This window comes from Mycobacterium sp. NGS62, from assembly GCF_059812285.1.
Genome location: NZ_JCALCK010000004.1, coordinates 430,954 through 448,260 on the forward strand (window position 1 = coordinate 430,954; position 17,307 = coordinate 448,260).

The following is a 17,307-nucleotide window of genomic DNA, read 5'->3' on the forward strand; positions in this document are numbered from 1 at the left end:
TAGTAGACGGGGACGACATCGCCTTCCGGCTATTCACAGCCGCGCGTCGATCCAGGACACCACGTCGTCGAGCACCTGATCGCGCTCGGGCTCGTTGAATACCTCGTGGTACAGCCCGGGATAGACCTTCAGCTCGACGTCGGGACTGCCCACCGCCTGGACCAGCCGGTGGCTGCCCTCGACGGTGATCAGCCGATCTTCCGAACCGTGTACGACCAGCAGCGGCGCGGTCAGCGCCGGCGCCCGACGCGGCATCGTCTCGCCAACCAGCAGCAGCGCGCGGGCGATGCCGGCGGGCACCTTGCCGTGGTGCACCAACGGGTCGGTGTTGTAAGCGTCGACCACCGCCGGGTCGCGGGATATCGCGTTGGCGTCGAGCTCTTGCACCGGCAGACCCGGAGCGATGGCGCCGAGGGTCTTGGCCGTCAGCGCCAGCAGCTTCGGCACGGCGGATTGCGCTGCGACGGCAGGTCCGGACAGCACCATCAAGTCGTAGTTGTCCGGGCGTTCGACGCCGTAGGCGAACACGATGCCGCCGCCCATGCTGTGGCCCAGCACGATGCATTGACATCCCGGGTACTCCTTGGCGGCAATGCCGACAAGGGTGTCGAAGTCGCCGGTGTACTCGGAGATGTCCTTGACCAGCACCCGCTTGCCGCCCGAACGGCCGTGCCCACGGTGATCGAGCGCATAGGTCACGAGGCCGGCTGCACCGAACCGCTGCGCAACGTGGTCGTAGCGGCGGGCATGTTCACCCAAGCCGTGGGAGAGGACGACAACCGCGCGTGGCGTGGTGTCGGGGGTCCAGACGTCGTAGACGATGCGTACGCCGCCGACGCCGTCGAAGTTTCGTTCGGTACGGGTCGTAGTCATCAACGGCAGCATGTCACACGTTCTGCGTAGGCTCACTCGGGTGAGCCTCCTCGCAGAAAGCCTCGAAGGCGGCGATTTCTCCACCCGCGCCGAACCCTACCGTCGTGAACTGCTTGCGCATTGCTACCGCATGACAGGTTCGCTGCACGACGCCGAAGACCTGGTCCAGGAAACCTATCTGCGGGCCTGGAAGGCCTTCGACCGTTTCGAGGGCAAGTCGTCAGTACGGACGTGGCTGCACCGCATTGCCACCAACACCTGCCTGACTGCGCTCGAGGGTCGGGCGCGCCGACCGTTGCCGAGCGGACTGGGGACGCCCAGCTCCGATCCGACTGCCGAGTTGGTGGAACGCACCGAGGTGCCGTGGCTGGAGCCGCTGCCTGATACGTCTAACGATCCGGCTGACCCCGCGGTGATTGTCGGCTCGCGTGAATCGGTGCGGCTGGCGTTCGTCGCAGCACTGCAACACCTGTCGCCGCGGCAGCGGGCGGTATTGGTGCTGCGCGACGTGCTGCAGTGGAAGGCCGCCGAGGTGGCCGACGCGATCGGGGCGAGCACCGCCGCCGTCAACAGCCTCCTGCAACGGGCTCGCGCCCAGTTGGACGCGGCCGGGCCCAGCGCCGATGACCGCCTGGCTGCGCCGGATTCGGCGGAGACGCAGGATCGGTTGGCCCGCTACATCGCAGCGTTCGAGGACTACTACGTCGACCGGCTGGTGGAGTTGTTCACCGCCGAGGCGGTTTGGGAGATGCCCCCGTTCGTCAGCTGGTATCAGGGTCCCGCCGCGATCGCCGCCCTCATCCGCCAACAGTGCCCTGCGCAAGCGGCCGGTGATATGCGCCTGCTCCCGTTGGTCGCCAACGGCCAGCCCGCCGCGGCGATGTACATGCGCGACGGCGACAGACATCTCCCGTTCCAACTGCAGGTGCTCGACGTCACCGACAGCGGCGTCAGCCATGTCGTCGCTTTCCTCGACACCTCACTGTTCGCGAAATTCGGCCTGCCTGCCCGCCTTTGACCGGCTGAGCGGCCAGTTATGACACACGTTTGGCTGAAAATCGTGCAATAACCGGCCACTCGGCGCCTGCTTGATGAAGCGCGGCACATACTCGGGCGACTACGACTCCGGGCCGGTAGCGCAGGAGCTCGCTGCTGACGCGGATGATCACCCAGCCACGCGCAGCAAGTTCGGCATAGCGGTCGATGTCGGCCGTGCGACGCACAGGATCTGTCCAATGCTGCGCCCCGTCAAACTCGATACCGACCTTCCATTCGCGATACCCCATGTCGATGCGTGCGAATGGATATCCGAAACGGTCCGCCACCGCTATCTGGGTCTCGGGTTTCGGCAAGCCCGCGCGCACGAGCAGTAGCCGAGTGCGCGTCTCCTGGGGTGATTCGGCTCCCCCATCCATCAGCTGAAGAACTTGACGTAGTTGCACCAGCCCCCGTACACCCCGATGCCGTTGGATTAAGTCCTCAACTTCGACGGCTCCCAACGTGGTGGCGTTACTCAGCGCATCCAGCCGAATGACCGCAGTTGTCAACCCGTTCCGCCTGCCAAGATCGAAGGCCGTTCGCGCCGGCGTGGTGGTAGGTATCCCGCCGACCGTGCTGACCTCGTCACAGCACAGTTCGTCGCGATGGATGACGACTCCGTCAGCTCGCTTGCCGTTGCGTCTGTAGAGCTCTGCGGGTAACCGAGAATCGACCCAGCGAGAACCATGCAGTGCCGCGGCGCTTACGCCGGCAACCGTGCTCGTCCGTCCTGACCACAACCACGCCGCGACGCCGCGGGTCACAGCAGTGAGCTCATGGCCGTTCGGGATATAGACATTGCGATAGACGGCCTCGTGTCGGCCAGCTAGTGCGCGTCTAGTGACGCGTCCGTCGGCTAACGCTTCGGTGCCGATGAACGGCCAATCGTCGTCTCCCATGTGCCGACCATGTCAGCAATGTGCAACTCAGGTGTGCGGCAGTCATGCTCGTTGTGGATGGTCAGTTGCCGATCGGCCAGTTATGACACGGAAACTCGCCCGCCTTTGGGGTGCTTTAACTGGCCACTCGGCGCGTTAGTCGTCAGAACAGCCGGCTGTCGGCTGGCGGGCCGACGACGGGGCGAACCACGCCGGCTCCGGTGATCAGCGGTAGATCCAACGCCGACAGCAGCCCCGGCTGCGCCTGACACACCGCCGGAATGGCGTTTACCATTCGCGATGCGCCGGCGATCCGCGCCCCCAGGTCGTGATCATGGTCATCAGCCATCTCGAACTCACAGCGCATGCTCGGCGATCCGTCGATTTCCACGCGATACAGCCCCCGACCGGATGCCAATCCATATCCGAGATCCCTTGGCTCGATCGAAACGTGCGGCTGCGGCCACTGCGGCGCAATGTCGTCGCGCATGCGGGTGACGTGGTCGATCACGAACGTCGGTCTTCCGTCGACGTAGCCGGTCAGGGTGGAGCGCATAGCGGCGATCGTGCCGGCGGCGATGTGGCCGGTCGGAGTGTCGAACGACTCGCTGGCCGCGACGCGCTCCACGTTCTCGTCGATGTGATCGATCTCCACCCCCAGCCCGGCGGCGAGCTGGTGCAGCACCGGACCCCAACCGAAGGTGAACATTCCCGGTTGCGCCGCGAATGCAGCGAACTCCGCCGGCTTGCCGAACCCGAGGATCTCGTAGACCGCCGCCTTGTCCGGGTAGGTAGCGTAGTTGAACATTTCGGTCACCCGCACGCTTTCGATGACCCGTGAAACGCCCGAAAGCGCCAGCGGTAGAATGTCGTTCGCGAATCCGGTGTCGATCCCAGTGGTGAAGAACGACGCACCGCCGGCCAGCGCGGCCTCGCGCAGCGGGTCGGTGAACGCGGCGTCGACGGCGCCGGGGAACACCAGCGGAACCACCGAGCAGGACACCACGTTCTTGCCGGCCCGGAGAATCGACGCCATGTCTGCGATCGCGTCGGCCGGGCGCAGGTTGGCCGCCGCCGCGTAGACCACTGCGTCGGCATCACCGGCGAGCAGTGCAGCGGGGTCTTGGGTTGCGGTCACGCCGACGGCGTCGATTCCGCACAACTCCCCCGCATCGCGCCCGGCCTTCGCGTCGCTGTGGACCACCAAGTCGACCAGTTGCAACTGCGGATGGTCAATCACCCCGCGCAGGGCGATCAACCCCATCGATCCCGGACCCCAGACGCCAACCTTCAGCAATGTAATCTCCTATTATTAGGATGCATATTCCAAGATCATGGCCAGATCGTAAGGAGGTGATCGTGGCATCGTCAATGGCCAAGTCGCCACCCACTCGCCGGGTCATGGATGTCCTTGCCGCACTGGCCGATTCACAGCAAGGTCGCACCTCGGCCGAGTTGGCCAAGATGTGCGACATCAGCACCTCGACGTGCGCCCTGGTGCTCGCCGAACTCGAACGTCGAATCTGGGTGTCGCGGCGTGACGACCGGCGCTACGCGTTGGGTAGTGGCCTATTCGGGCTCGTGCACGGCCTGCGCGCGCAGTTTCCGCTGCTCGATCGTGGCCGCGAAACACTGACGCTTCTGCACCAGGAACTCGGCGCCGGGTGCTCGATGTCCAAAATCGGCGCGGCCCATCTGACCACCGTCGACGCGGTGGGCCACGGCACCGACAGTGAACATGCCGTCGGCCAACAGTTCCCGATCGATCCGCCCTTTGGCCTGGTCGCCATGGCCTGGCGCGACGACGATGCGGTCGACGGGTGGCTGCGCCGCATCACTCCCCGGCTCAGCCGCGCCGATATCGCCGCGCACCGGCAAGTCCTCGCCGACATCCGCGACCGCGGCTACGGAGCATGGCGGTTCGACGACGCCCACGCCTCGCTGCACGATCGGCTAACCGCCGTGCTGGCCTCGCTGGAGCCGACGGCACAAGTAACCCGCCAGCTCAGCACGCTGATGACAATGGTGACACTGCACTCGGTGACCAACGAGCTCGAAACCAACTTGCCGTCAACAGAATTCGTGGTACTACCGATCTTCGACAGCAACAAACAGCCGGAATACCAAATCGAAATCCACCTCGGCCGCTCGCAGGCGTTGACGCTGCGCGAACTCGACGCGGCACTCACGCAGGCACAGACGCTGCTGGGCGGCGGGGTAGCCTGACCCGCCATGGGACGCGTAGACGGAAAAGTCGCACTGATCAGTGGCGGCGCCCGCGGCATGGGCGCTGCGCACGCGCGGGCATTGGTTGCCGAAGGAGCGCGGGTGGTCGCCGGCGACATTCTCGACGACGAGGGCAAGGCGCTGGCTGAGGAACTGGGCGCCGCCGCCCGGTTCGTCCACCTCGACGTCACCCAGCCCGACCAGTGGAAGGCGGCGGTGGAGGCGGCGACGGGCGAGTTCGGCATCCTGAACGTGCTTGTCAACAATGCCGGCATCGTCAACGGCAACACGCTGCAGAACTTCCCGCTTGCCGACTGGCAGAAGATCATCGACATCAACCTGACCGGGACATTCCTGGGCATGCAGGCCGCCGTCGAACCGATGATCGCGGCCGGCGGTGGGTCGATCATCAACATCTCGTCCGTCGAGGGCCTGCGCGGCAGCCCCGGTCTGTACGGCTACGTCGCCTCCAAGTTCGGGGTACGCGGGCTGGCCAAGGCCGCGGCGCTGGAGTTGGCGCCGCACAATATCCGGGTCAACTCGATTCATCCGGGCATGATTCGCACCCCGATGACAGCGGGCATCCCCGAGGACTTTCTGCAGATCCCGTTGGGTCGCGCAGCCGAACCCGGCGAGGTGTCCGCCTGCGTGGTGTACCTGGCCTCAGACGAGTCGTCGTACTCCACCGGTGCGGAGTTTCCCATCGACGGAGGCCTGACGGTCGGGGTTCCACACAAGACCATGTAGGGCACCATATGAGCAGCTCAGGCGATAAATCAGGGGCTGTTCTGTAACGTGTTCTGGCTCGTTGGCTAAGATCGCTCGGATGAAGACCAAGGGCGCACTGCTATGGGAGCTGAACTCGCCATTCGCAGTCGACGAGATCGAGGTCGGCGATCCCGTCGACGACGAGGTTCAGATCAGGATGCATGCCGCGGGCATGTGCCACTCCGACTACCACCTGACCACCGGGGCCACCCCGATCGGACTACCCGCTCTCGGCGGCCATGAAGGCGCCGGCGTCGTCACCAAGGTCGGCAAGGGAGTCACCGGACTGGAAGAGGGCGACCACGTCATCCTGGCGTTCATCCCGGCCTGCGGTGCCTGCCCGCCCTGCCTGAAGGGCTTCCGGTCACTCTGCGATCGCGGCGCGGTGTTGTTGGGCGGCAAGGCGATCGCCGACGGCACTTCCCGGGTGCGCGCCGGGACTCATGACGTGTCGCCGATGAACCTGCTCGGCACGTTCGCCCCCTACATGACGGTGCACAAGGATTCCGTGGTCAAGATCGACCCCGACGTGCCGTTCGAGTCGGCGGCGATCCTGGGTTGTGCGGTGCCGACCGGATTTGGATCCGCGACCAACGTCGCGCAGGTGCAGCCCGGTGAGACGGTGGCGATCGTCGGTGTGGGCGGCATCGGGATGAGTGCGCTACAGGGCGCGGTGCTCTCCGGAGCCAAGCATGTCATCGCGATCGACCCGGTGGAGTTCAAACGTGAGCAGGCCATCAAGTTCGGCGCCACCCATGTCTATCCGTCCATGGCCGAAGCCATCGCCCCGATGATCGACCTCAGCTACGGCCTGATGGCCGACAAGACCATCATCGCCGTCGGCGAGATGCGCGGGGAGATGATCGAAGAGGCGATGATTCTGACCGCCAAAACGGGTACCTGCGTGGTGACCGGCATGGGCGCTATGACCGACGTCGACGTCAAGCTCAACTTGTTCCTGTTCACGATGTTGCAGAAAACGTTGAAAGGCAACATCTTCGGCGGCGGCAATTCGCACATCGAAACGCCGCGGCTGGTCGGGCTGTACAAGTCCGGGCTGCTGAAGGTCGACGAGATGGTCACCAACACCTACCGGCTCGAAGACATTAACGACGGCTACCAGGACATGCTCGACGGCAAGAACATTCGCGGTGTCATCCAATACACCGAGGCCGACTGGTAAAGGTTCACGGGCGGGTACCGTGGAGCCTGTGCCTGCCACCGTCGACATCAGACGTGCGCAGGACCGTGCCGTCACCAAGACGTCCTGGCTGAACTCACGGCACTCGTTCTCGTTCGGTGATCACTACGACCCGGACAACACCCACCACGGCGTGCTGCTGGTCAACAACGACGACATCGTCGAACCGGGTTCGGGCTTTGACATGCACCCGCACCGTGACATGGAGATCGTCACCTGGGTGCTGGACGGCGCACTGGCCCACCGTGATTCGGCAGGCAATTCCGGAGTGGTGTACCCGGGTCTGGCGCAGCGCATGTCGGCCGGCAGCGGCATCCTGCATTCGGAGAAGAACGACTCTGATAGCGAGCCAGTACATTTCGTTCAGATGTGGGTGACGCCCGACCAATCTGGCGCCGCCCCCGGCTACCAGCAGGACGAGGTCGGCGACCAATTGCTGGCCGGCCGGCTGGTCACCATCGCCTCCGGCATCCCTGGCCATGATGCCGCGATCACCATCGGCAACCGTTCAGCGGCTCTACACGGCGCGCGGCTGCGTCCCGGTGAGGCAGTCGAATTGCCGTCGGCGCGCTATGTGCACCTGTTCGCGGCGCGCGGCAGCGTCGACGTCGAAGGCCTCGGCAAGGTCGTCGACGGCGACGCTGTCCGCTTCACCGATTCCGGCGGGCGCCGGCTAACCGCCGGTGAGCCGTCAGAAATCCTGGTCTGGGAGATGCGTACCGGGTTGGGCGGCTAGCGCCGAAGCCCCATCCGGCGCCCGCCGACCTGGCTGCCACTGCGCCCGGTGATGCCCACGTAGATGGCAATCAGCAGGACCGCGACAGCGACGCCGACCAAGAAGGGAATGACTTCCCACCCTCCGTTTGCGTTGGTGTATCCAAGCTTGTAGGTCAGCCACGATCCGACTAACGAACCGACGAAGCCGAGCAGGATTGTCATGATGATGCCGATGTGTTGCGGGCCCGGCATTACCAGGCGCGCAAGTGCGCCGACGATCAATCCGATGACAATGGCGCTGACGATTGTTCCAATCATTGCTGCTCCTCTGTTTGCCGCCGAAGCGTCCTCTGACGCCATCGTCAACCGGGAGTTCCCTCTTTTGCGGATCTCCTAACGTGGCGGCGTAATCACCACCCGCCGTCTTCCGCCGACATAGGGTAGGCCCGACGACAGGAGCGGGTATGCCTCAACCTCAGCACCACGCAGCGGCCACCGTGAAAGCGACCCGGACGGTGCGGTTCTGGGCGGTGCCGATTGTCGTCACATTGGCCGTATTGTCAGCACTGGCCGCCTTGTACCTGGGCGGCATCCTCACACCGATGACCAGCCTGCGGCACTTTCCGGTGGCCGTCGTCAACGAGGACGCCGGTCCGACGGGCGCACAGGTCGTCAAAGGTCTGATCGCCGGCCTGGACAAGAACAAATTCGAGGTGCGAGTCCTGACCCGCAAAGAGGCGTTGCACGAACTGGATACCGCAAAGCTCTACGGCGCAGTGGGGATACCGCCCAATTTCTCTTCGAAGCTGCAAGCCTTCGCGAGAAGCGTGACAGTACCGGGCCGCACGGACCGACCGAGAATCGTCGTCTCAACGAACCCGCGAGCCGGTACGCTGGCCTCCAGCATCGCCGGGCAGACGCTTTCCCGCGCTGCGATAGCTGTCAACCATAAGGTGGGAGAACGGCTTTCGGAAGAGGTCGCGCTGCAGACCAACAACGCGCCGATGGCCGCAGGCGTTACGGCGATGCTGGCCAACCCGGTCGACATCCAAAGCGAGGTTTACAGACCTCTTCCCAACGGGACGGGCAACGGCCTCTCGGCGTTCTACTACGCGCTATTGCTGTTACTGGCTGGATTCACCGGCAGCATCGTGGTCAGCACACTGGTGGACTCGATGCTCGGTTATGCGCCAGCCGAATTCGGGCCGGTATACCGGTTCGCCGAGCAGGTCAACATCTCGCGGTTCCGCACGCTACTGGTCAAATGGGCGTTGATGGTGGTGTTGGCACTGTTGACGTCTGCCGTCTACATGATGATCGCCAACGGGTTGGGCATGCCCATCCCCCACGGCCGCGCGTTGTGGCTTTACGGGGTGTTCGCGATCGTCGCGGTCGGCGTGACGTCGACGTCGCTGATCGCCGTGCTGGGTTCCGTTGGCCTCCTGGTCAGCATGTTGCTGTTCGTCATCCTCGGACTGCCGTCAGCGGGGGCGACCGTTCCATTGGAGGCCGCGCCGCCGTTCTTCGGTTGGCTGGCCAAGTTCGAGCCCATGCATCAAGTCTTTCTCGGCGCGCGGGCACTGCTATACCTCGATGGTCATGCCGACGCCGGATTGACTCATGCGCTGATCTTGACGACGATCGGATTGGTGATCGGCCTGCTGCTTGGCGGCATCGTCACCCGGATCTACGACCGTCGGGGTTACCACCGGATTCCGGCTGCGGCCGAACCATCGGCCAGCGGGCAACCGCCGGACCGTGGTGACGCGACACCAACGGAGGAGCCCGCGTCCGGCGCCGACGAAACGACGCCCGCTTCCGAGTAGCGCTCAGTCCGGCCGGGCGGTCAACTCGCCGGAAAGTCCAAGCAGCGGAACGTCATTGCGGCGCGGCCAAAGCGTCATCCGATCGTTACGCAAGTTGACTCTGTTATAGGCGTGGTTAATGGTGTGCTTGTTGTATCGACGTCCGCGCCGAAAGGTCCCCCCGTGTCGACTCTCGCCGTCACCTTCCGGCGCATGGCAGCTTGCTGCGCCGTGGCGATGTTGTGCGTGGCCGTGGCCACCAGTGTGGGGCAACCGGTGGCCCGCGCCGAGGCGCGGGATTTGCTGGCCAGCGCCATCGCCGGGACCCGGGGTTCCTACCTGGTGTACAACTTCGGCGCCGGCCACCCCGCGCCGATGCTCAATGCCGGCGGCAGCTGGTACGACGGCACCAGTGGCGGCCATTTGATGATCATCAAGGCTGCCTCGCAACGTCTTTCACCGCACTTGCTGGTGGACAGCCACCGCGGTGCGCAATCGCGGTGTGAACGTACCCCCGGAGCGCGTACCGGCGACGGGCTGATGCAGGCCTCCGAGATCTACTCGCCGCTGCAGGCTTGGCAGCTGCTGGGCCAACCGACAATTGCCATCAACGCCAACTTCTTCGACGTGCGGGGCCAAAAGGGCGGGTCGTGGCGGTCGACGGGCTGCAGCTCGCCGCTGGGCGCCTACGTCGACAACACCCGCGGCCAAGGCCGGGCCAACCAAGCGGTCACCGGCACGGTGGCCTATGCCGGCAAACAGGGCCTCTCGGGCGGCAACGAGCACTGGAGCGCCTTGGCAACGATGATCATGCCGACGCGCGGTGCGCCATTCGTGGTATGGCCCAGAGGCGGTCGGGACGGCAGGGACTACGACGCCGCCACCCCGGTCGTACAGGGCTTGGTGGACAAGGGCGAGCCGTTCGTCGCGGTGAGCGGGCTGGGTCTGTTGTCGCCCGGCAGCACCGGCCAGCTCAACGACGATGGCCCGAGCGCGGCACGTACGGCCATCGCCTACTCCAAGCCCAAAGACGAGATGTATGTGTTCCAGGGCGGCAGCTACACACCAGATAACATCCAGGATCTGTTCCGCGGATTGAACAGCGACACTGCGGTTTTGCTCGACGGCGGTGGATCGTCGGCAATCGTACTGCGCCGCGACACCGGCGGCATGTGGGCCGGCGCCGGGGTTCCCAAAGGGTCCTGCGACACCCGCCAGGTACTGTGCGACTCCCGTGAACGGGCACTACCCAGCTGGCTCGCGTTCAATTAAGCCGCGTCAGGGTCGGCCGAACCGAAAGATCAGCAGGCTCACCGTGACCACAGCGGCGGCCAATCCGATCACCGGCGCCACCATGACCCGAGACAGCGTCGCGCCCAGAATGGCACCACCGCACATCGCGGCGATCACGCTGTAGCGCAGCTTTTCACGTTCACCGCCGCCGCCGGCAAGCCGGCTGTCTACTCCGAGGCCGACGACGGTCGACGTCAGCACGGTGGTGGTGAGCTCCTGGATGCGGAACTGGCGTGCGGTGGCGTTCTGCACGCCGAAAGTCAGTGCCAGGCCGGCGATCAGGATGAGTTTCGTATTGGAGTGATAGTTCAGGATGCCGGTGCCGGCCAAAATTGACAGCACCACCAAGATGGTGACCTCCAAGCCGAGTGCCGCTGTCAGCCACCGCCGGGTCTGGTGTCCGAGGATGCGAATCAAGCGGCCGCCGAGCACAGTGCCGACGAGGAACCCCGCGAAGGCGACGACCGCTGCGGTCAGGTCGACGCCGGCGCTCGGCACGAACCAGAAACCCAGGAAGATGACATTGCCTGTCATGTTCGCGACGAACACGTGACCGAGGATCAACACACTGATCGCGTCGACCAGGCCGGTGGCGAAGGTCAGCAGCAGCAGCGCCGCAACGGTCAGTCGATCGGATACCGGCGAGACGATCGCGCCAGCAGCCATCGGGGCCAGTACCTTTCGGTGAGCTGCCTTACACGTGGGGCGTCAAATCCAAGGAGGTGATGGTGTTCATCTTGGTCACCAACCAGCGCGCGTGGTCGCGTTTCATCATCAGCCGGTAGGACAGGTACCTCAGCGTCGGAACGTTTTTCGTCAGTGGGCTGGTAGATGTTGTATTGGTGTACACGATCGCGGTGGCGTTTGTCGGGTTCAGAGATTCCACCGCTGCACCGGTGACCTCAGTGGTGTTGGTGATCTGCGCTTGCTTGTTGGGCGGGACGACCGCATCGATGTATTTGCGGTACTGGGCTTCGAAATCGCCGCTGAGGTACTGCGCCGAGCGATCAGCCAGTTTATCCATGTTGTCCGGATTGTAGGTCCACAATGTCGTGATCGCGTTGGCGGCAGTGCGCGCGACTTGCAGCTTGGTAGCCACGGTGGCGCGATCGGTCAGGTATGGCTGTAGGGTCGCACCGGCGAACGCTGCAGAGCCTACGAACAGTACGGCCGCAGCGGCTACAGCAATGGCAAGCCGCCGGCCGGCCGGTCGTCTGGCGGCGGTTTCCGCGGCCGGTAATTCGTCGACATCTCCTTCGCGCTCGGTGTCGCCGTCAGTGTCTTGCGCTTCGTCGACGCCGATCTGGTCAGAACCGCCGTTGGCGGGCCGAGTTGCGGCCTCGTTACTTTCGACGCTTTCGGCCCCCTCTTCGGCCGAGGGTTCATCGTGGGACGCCGCCAATTCGGGTGGCTGGGCGTCTGGTTCGGCAGCTTCGGTCTCGGCGGTGGCGTCGGGCTCAGGCACGCTGGAGGCCGAGCCGACTTCCTCGGTTCGAGCCGCCGTGGCCTTATTGCGGCCTCGACGAAGCCGCGCCCACCGGCGCTTCCGATGTGGCGGGCGGTTGTTTGTCAGAGCACTTGCTGGAGGCTGCTGATCTTCCACTGGTCGCCTTCCCGCTGAGCGGTTAACACCCAACGATTCGTGTTCTCGATTGTTTGCTTTCCGTCGGGCGACTTATACGTGACTTCGGTGGCCACCAGCAGGTTTGCGCTGCCGTCGTCATTCCACCTTTCAACGCCGGCTTCCAGAGCAGTGCCCTTGGTAGGCTCAGCTTGGGCGACGTGAAGGAGGACCTGGTTCTCCTTTTCACGGTACTGCTTGGCGAAATCACCTGTGCCCTGGGCCAATAGCCCCTCCACGTAGTCGTTGGCGTGAAACGGATCCAGCGTCGTGAAGCTTGTCATGAACGACCGAGCGAAGCCGAGCACGTCGACTTCCTTCATCGCTGCCTGGTGGTGCGACCTGTGGTCGACCAGGATGAGCGAGGACGACGTGATCGCGCCTGCCGCAAGCAGCCCGGCGACGGCGATCGCCATGGGCGCGGCCCACTGCCGCGACGGTTTCCACCACTGGCGCGGTAACCTCAACCGCCGCGCCGTTAGGCGCGACCACAGCGATGTTTTCGGTATCCGCTCGATGAGGAGCGGCTCTTCGCCAAGCTGAATTCGGCGGCGGGGGCTCATTTTGCGCTCTTGGGTGGTTTGGGTTTTGTGACCACCGACAGGTCGTCGACGAGCCAGCGCGCGTCTGTGCCTTTGACAAACGAAACCCGAACGGTGGCGGTGATGTAACGCTCCCGGTCCTCCCCGCCGCGGTGGCCCTGCAAAAACAACAGCATCGTCGCCCGATCCGGCGTCGCGGACAGCACTGCGCTGTTGGTCACCCAATACTCGTTGACGACGGGGTGGCCCTTTTGCACTTCCTCCTGCTGGGCAGCCAACTGCGTCCGGTATTTGTCGGTCGTCAGCGACAGCGCCCGAGCGAAATCCTCCTGCAACGATTTCGGCTCGTAGGTCAGCATCTCGGTGACAATCTTCGGTCCCTGCGCCTGGATCGCGGCGCGGGTCTGGTCGGACCCACGATCATGCAGGAAGACCACCGTGAAGCTCAACGCGGCACCGCCTACGCACAGCAGCACCGCGCCCGAGACCACGATTGCGGCGAGTCGCCGGATGCTGCCGGGCCGCTGATCCGGTCGGACGCGACGCACCTCGGTGCGCAGCAGCAAGTCGGCGAAGGTCCGTCGGCGCGCGTCCCACAGCGGCCATAGCCAGCCCACGAATACCGAGATGGTGTCCAGTAGGTGGGCGAGGTCTCGCAACAGCAACCGCCCCAGTCCGGGGGAACCCCCGTCTGGGCACACAACGGAGATTCCCATGAGGGCACGGCCCAGGCTCCAGCCGCGGTTCGCCGGCCACACCGTCCGGTTGATCAAAGTCAGCAGTATCACGGTCGCTGAGACCGAAATGCATAGCCACCACCACGTGCTGCGCACCGGCACCGCCAACGAGACCAACGCCATCGTCGCCACTACGGCAACGCCAGGCAACACATCGGTGACGAACGCAGCCGCGCGGATCTGCCAGCGCGCCAGGTTATTCGGCGCTGCCGCTTCGAATTCCGGCGTGGTCTCGGTCTCTTCGAGCACCACCGTCACTTCGCCACCTGCTCAAGCTTGGCAATCCGGTATTCGCCTTCAGCGGGTACCATCGTCACCCGCAATCGGTAGCCCACTTCTCGGTCCTGCGCTTCACTGTTGGACACTTTTACTCGGAGTGCCACCAGCACGTCGACCGGCCCCTCACCACTGCTCCGTTCCGCCGCCGCACGCAGATCGGACACCTGGACATGCACGTCCGCAGCCTGATACGCCTGGACGAACAGATTGCTGTAGAGAATCGCTTGGCTGCGGAAATCGCCGGTGGCGCAGTCGATGATCTTCTGTTCGCTGGCAACCAACGCACCGATGTCGGGGGCCTGGGTTGCCGCGACGCAATCCTTTGCGGCCTGTACGGCTTCCGCGTCGTTGCGCGCGATGGCCTGGCTCTCCTGGTTGGCGCGCAGCGCGAAATAGCCACCGGTACCGACAGCGCCGGCCAACACGAGAAGCGCCGCGGTGATGCCGATCAACCACCGTCGTCCCAGACGCGAGGAATTCCGCTCGGCAACAAGAGAGTCCCCTCCCTCGGAGTCATCGTCGGCGGTTGCCTCGGTACTGGCCTGGTCGGCTCCTACCTCGGATTCGGACGAATCCTCGCTCTTTACCTCCGAAGACGACGAATCGTCGGCATCGGTTGGGTTCAGCCGGCTGGCGCCAGCATCTCCTTCCATCCGTCGTCTCCTGTGCTGCTCGAGTTATTGACCGAGTACTTAACGCCGTCGGGGCCGGTCAGCTCACCGCTCTGCGGACTATAGACCGCGGTGGGGCCCCCGCTCGGAGTGTAGACACACGGGTTGGGCTGCTGGCCGTTGCACTGGACGGTACCCGAGCCCGGCCGCTGCAGCGGATCGTTTTTCGGCGGCGGCGTCAGCCCTTCTGGCGGCAGCTTGTTGGCGGGCAGTGGGTTCAGACCGTTGTTGATCGACGGCGCCGGTATCACCTGGCCGGGGTTGACCGGCTGATCGCAGCGGGCACCGGGGGCCGGGCAGTTGAGGATCTGGTTCGGGTCGCCGTACCACGGGTTGGTGCCCATCGGCTCGTAGGGTTTGCCACTGCGGCACTCCTTCGGCGTCGCCGCGCGTTTACCGGGAACGTCGACGCACTCGATGTTGCGCACTCCGCGCACCGAATTGGAGGGGGCGTCCTGCGGGATTTTGCAGTACGCGCCTTTGGGGTGGGGAATCAAGCTGGTGTCCGCTGGTGATCGCCACTCCGCTGCCGAAGGCCACCCGGTCAAACATGGCGGCGGTTGATTGATCGCAAACCCGAGGTCCAGCACAAGCGTGTGGTCTTTCTCGAACGGCACGGAGATCGTCTGGATGAACGAACCAATCTGCGGCAAGATCGTCAGCGCCTGCTCGACGCCGGGGTGGTAGCGCTTGAGCATCTCGATCACCACCGCGAGATTGGCCAGGGTCTGCGGCAGCGACTCCCGCAAGTCGCCCAATGCCGCGTCGAGGTCATCGGCGGTCGGCGCCGCCTTCGACAGCACGCTTTCCAAATCCTGGTCCTTTTCCGCGGCCTGGGCGCCCAAGACGTTCAGGTTGCGCGCCCAGCGTTCGATCGCGCTGCTGGAATTAGCCTGGCTGTCCAGGATCGGCGTGGAGTTTTGGATGATGTCATCGACGTCGCGGATATTGGTTTTGAAGTCACCGGCGATTGCCTGGGTGGCGTCGACCAACCGTTGCAGCGCGGGCCCCAGCCCGCCGACCGCTTGCGCGGTCTCGTCGAGCAGCGAGGCGATTTTGTCTTTGGGCAGCACTTCCAACCCGCGGTTGGCGGCGTCCAGCGCCGGCCCGATCTGGCTGGGCACCGTACCTTTGGTGATGGTCTGTCCGGGCGAAAGGAACTTGCCCGGATCGCCTGTCGACACCAGGTCCAGGTACTGCTCACCGACCGCGGACACCGAATGCACGTTCGCCGACGCATCGACCGGGATCTTGTAGCGGCTATCGATGCTCATCGTCGCCTGTGCGCCCCGTTCGGTCGGCTCGACGGCGGTGACCTTGCCGATGGTGACACCGCGATAGGTCACGTTGGCCGTGGAGTACAGGCCTCCCGACGCCGGCAGGTCGGCCGTCAGCTCGTACTGGCCGATACCCACCAGGCTCGGAATCCGCAGGTAGTACCAGCCCAGCACCACCAGGGCGATCACCGTGATGGCGCTGAACAGGACCAGCTGGCGTTTGATGAAACGGGTCAGCATATCGCCCTCTCCACCAGTGGTCCGCCGGGGGCATCGTTGGGGTTCGGCGTGTAGCGGACATCGGGAATCATCGTTTCGGGATCGCGACCATACGACTGCTCGAGCGCCCGCAACGCACCGGACAGCCCGGTGCCGGTGAGGAACGCATTGTCAACGGTCGACAACGTCGCGTCGAGATTGATCGACGAATTCATGAAGTCACCCCGAATCAGCTTCGGAGCGGTGTCGAGGTCGAACGGCACGGTGGCGAGGATCTTCAGCACACCGAGCAGATGAGGCGCGGCGCGGCCCAGTTCCCGCAGCGGGCACTGCAGCGACTGCAGGTTCTGATGCAGTGGGCCCCGGGTTTCGGACAGGTACTGGTCGGCGGCCTGGCTGAGCCGGCCCACCGCATCGGTGGCGTTGATCAGCAGTTGTTGCTTGTCGGCGAAATGCTTGATCAGTGGCGGGAATTCGGTCAGCACCCGATCCACGACCTCCGACCTATCGCCCACGTAGGCCAGCAGCCGGTTGGTGGAATCGATGGCGTGGGTGATGTCGTCGCGTTGCTGGTTGAGCTCGGCGGTAAAGGTGTCCAGTTTGCCGAGGAACGCGCGGATCTGTGGCGCGCGACCGCGCAGCATGTTGTTGACCTCGTTTTGAAGCACCTCGAGGTTCGGGATGCCTCCGCCGCGCAATATCATCGCGAGGCCGGCCAACGTGCGCTCGATGGTCGGATACGCCGACGAGTTCTTCAGCGAGATGGTGTCGCCGTCTTTCAGCGGTTGCGTCGACGCATTGGGCGGCGCGGACAACTCAATGTGCTGAGAGCCCAGCAGGCTGGTCTGGCCGATCTTCGCGGTGGCGTTCCTCGGCAGCTTCACACCTTTGTCCAAGCCCAGCGTCAAAGTGGCAACCCAATTCTTGAGCTTGATGTCGCGGATCGAGCCGACTAACACGTCGGCCACCAGCACCTTGCTGTTGCCGTTGATCGCGAGCGTGTCCGGCACCTGTACATAAATGGTGTAGGAACCGGATCCGCTACCCGGGCCGCCGGGGATCGTCACGTTGGAGAGACCACGCCACCCGCACGAGCTCAGCATCAGCGCGGCCACCAACAGAGCCAGCCCCTCCCAGACCCGGCAGCGTGCCCAGCGCATTA

18 protein-coding genes are annotated in these 17,307 nt (G+C 64.5%); 7 read left to right on the forward strand and 11 right to left on the reverse strand.

Features of this window, described 5'->3' with window-relative positions; genetic code table 11:
- Positions 1 to 33: 33 nt before the first annotated feature.
- The gene (locus AC5Y49_RS14105) at positions 34 to 873 is read right to left on the reverse strand and encodes an alpha/beta hydrolase (protein ID WP_499887900.1); all 840 of its coding nucleotides are present in this window, start codon (positions 871 to 873) and stop codon (positions 34 to 36) included.
- On the opposite strand from AC5Y49_RS14105, the gene AC5Y49_RS14110 reads away from it, so the two are divergent.
- Positions 821 to 1,891, forward strand: a complete 1,071-nt coding sequence (locus tag AC5Y49_RS14110; RefSeq protein ID WP_499887902.1) for a sigma-70 family RNA polymerase sigma factor — start codon at positions 821 to 823, stop codon at positions 1,889 to 1,891. The genes AC5Y49_RS14105 and AC5Y49_RS14110 overlap by 53 nt on opposite strands.
- A gap of 16 nt (positions 1,892 to 1,907) precedes the next feature.
- Here the strand turns inward: AC5Y49_RS14110 and AC5Y49_RS14115 are convergent, their stop codons facing one another.
- The gene (locus tag AC5Y49_RS14115) at positions 1,908 to 2,810 is read right to left on the reverse strand and encodes a type IV toxin-antitoxin system AbiEi family antitoxin (protein ID WP_499887904.1); all 903 of its coding nucleotides are present in this window, start codon (positions 2,808 to 2,810) and stop codon (positions 1,908 to 1,910) included.
- Positions 2,811 to 2,952: 142 nt separating this feature from the next.
- Positions 2,953 to 4,086 (reverse strand): NAD(P)H-dependent amine dehydrogenase family protein, encoded by a 1,134-nt coding sequence (locus tag AC5Y49_RS14120; RefSeq protein ID WP_499887906.1) that lies wholly within the window; start codon positions 4,084 to 4,086, stop codon positions 2,953 to 2,955.
- A gap of 104 nt (positions 4,087 to 4,190) precedes the next feature.
- On the opposite strand from AC5Y49_RS14120, the gene AC5Y49_RS14125 reads away from it, so the two are divergent.
- From AC5Y49_RS14125 to AC5Y49_RS14140, 4 genes are all read left to right on the forward strand, one after another.
- The gene (locus tag AC5Y49_RS14125) at positions 4,191 to 5,015 is read left to right on the forward strand and encodes an IclR family transcriptional regulator (protein WP_499888041.1); all 825 of its coding nucleotides are present in this window, start codon (positions 4,191 to 4,193) and stop codon (positions 5,013 to 5,015) included.
- 6 nt (positions 5,016 to 5,021) lie between these two features.
- Positions 5,022 to 5,762 carry a glucose 1-dehydrogenase gene (locus AC5Y49_RS14130; protein ID WP_499887907.1) on the forward strand — a complete coding sequence of 247 codons (741 nt, stop codon included), beginning with the start codon at positions 5,022 to 5,024 and terminating at the stop codon, positions 5,760 to 5,762.
- Positions 5,763 to 5,841: 79 nt separating this feature from the next.
- Complete coding sequence (locus AC5Y49_RS14135; RefSeq protein WP_499887908.1) at positions 5,842 to 6,966, forward strand: NDMA-dependent alcohol dehydrogenase; 1,125 nt, start codon at positions 5,842 to 5,844, stop codon at positions 6,964 to 6,966.
- Between the two features lie 28 nt (positions 6,967 to 6,994).
- Positions 6,995 to 7,720, forward strand: coding sequence for a pirin family protein (locus AC5Y49_RS14140; protein ID WP_499887910.1), 726 nt, complete (start codon positions 6,995 to 6,997; stop codon positions 7,718 to 7,720).
- Here AC5Y49_RS14140 and AC5Y49_RS14145 read toward each other — a convergent pair.
- On the reverse strand, positions 7,717 to 8,019 hold the full coding sequence (locus AC5Y49_RS14145; RefSeq protein WP_065014801.1) for a GlsB/YeaQ/YmgE family stress response membrane protein: 303 nt from the start codon (positions 8,017 to 8,019) through the stop codon (positions 7,717 to 7,719). The genes AC5Y49_RS14140 and AC5Y49_RS14145 overlap by 4 nt on opposite strands.
- Positions 8,020 to 8,165: 146 nt before the next feature.
- On the opposite strand from AC5Y49_RS14145, the gene AC5Y49_RS14150 reads away from it, so the two are divergent.
- Entirely contained in the window at positions 8,166 to 9,527 is a 1,362-nt protein-coding gene (locus AC5Y49_RS14150; RefSeq protein ID WP_499887911.1) for a YhgE/Pip domain-containing protein, read from the forward strand.
- 192 nt (positions 9,528 to 9,719) lie between these two features.
- Positions 9,720 to 10,778, forward strand: a complete 1,059-nt coding sequence (locus AC5Y49_RS14155) for a phosphodiester glycosidase family protein (protein WP_499888043.1) — start codon at positions 9,720 to 9,722, stop codon at positions 10,776 to 10,778.
- A 6-nt stretch (positions 10,779 to 10,784) separates the two neighbouring features.
- Here the strand turns inward: AC5Y49_RS14155 and AC5Y49_RS14160 are convergent, their stop codons facing one another.
- The 7 genes from AC5Y49_RS14160 to AC5Y49_RS14190 all read right to left on the reverse strand — a co-directional run bounded on the left by AC5Y49_RS14160 (position 10,785) and on the right by AC5Y49_RS14190 (position 17,305).
- Positions 10,785 to 11,465, reverse strand: coding sequence for a YoaK family protein (locus tag AC5Y49_RS14160; RefSeq protein WP_499887913.1), 681 nt, complete (start codon positions 11,463 to 11,465; stop codon positions 10,785 to 10,787).
- Between the two features lie 28 nt (positions 11,466 to 11,493).
- The gene (locus AC5Y49_RS14165) at positions 11,494 to 12,201 is read right to left on the reverse strand and encodes a hypothetical protein (protein WP_499888045.1); all 708 of its coding nucleotides are present in this window, start codon (positions 12,199 to 12,201) and stop codon (positions 11,494 to 11,496) included.
- Positions 12,202 to 12,368: 167 nt separating this feature from the next.
- On the reverse strand, positions 12,369 to 12,983 hold the full coding sequence (locus tag AC5Y49_RS14170) for an Rv1363c family protein (protein ID WP_499887915.1): 615 nt from the start codon (positions 12,981 to 12,983) through the stop codon (positions 12,369 to 12,371).
- Positions 12,980 to 13,957 (reverse strand): RDD family protein, encoded by a 978-nt coding sequence (locus AC5Y49_RS14175; protein WP_499887916.1) that lies wholly within the window; start codon positions 13,955 to 13,957, stop codon positions 12,980 to 12,982. The genes AC5Y49_RS14170 and AC5Y49_RS14175 overlap by 4 nt, the downstream gene beginning before the upstream one ends.
- On the reverse strand, positions 13,954 to 14,631 hold the full coding sequence (locus AC5Y49_RS14180; protein WP_499887918.1) for an Rv1363c family protein: 678 nt from the start codon (positions 14,629 to 14,631) through the stop codon (positions 13,954 to 13,956). The genes AC5Y49_RS14175 and AC5Y49_RS14180 overlap by 4 nt, the downstream gene beginning before the upstream one ends.
- On the reverse strand, positions 14,601 to 16,166 hold the full coding sequence (locus tag AC5Y49_RS14185; protein ID WP_499887920.1) for a virulence factor Mce family protein: 1,566 nt from the start codon (positions 16,164 to 16,166) through the stop codon (positions 14,601 to 14,603). The genes AC5Y49_RS14180 and AC5Y49_RS14185 overlap by 31 nt, the downstream gene beginning before the upstream one ends.
- On the reverse strand, positions 16,160 to 17,305 hold the full coding sequence (locus AC5Y49_RS14190) for a virulence factor Mce family protein (protein ID WP_499888047.1): 1,146 nt from the start codon (positions 17,303 to 17,305) through the stop codon (positions 16,160 to 16,162). Before AC5Y49_RS14190 ends, AC5Y49_RS14185 begins: the two co-directional genes overlap by 7 nt.
- Positions 17,306 to 17,307 lie beyond the last annotated feature (2 nt).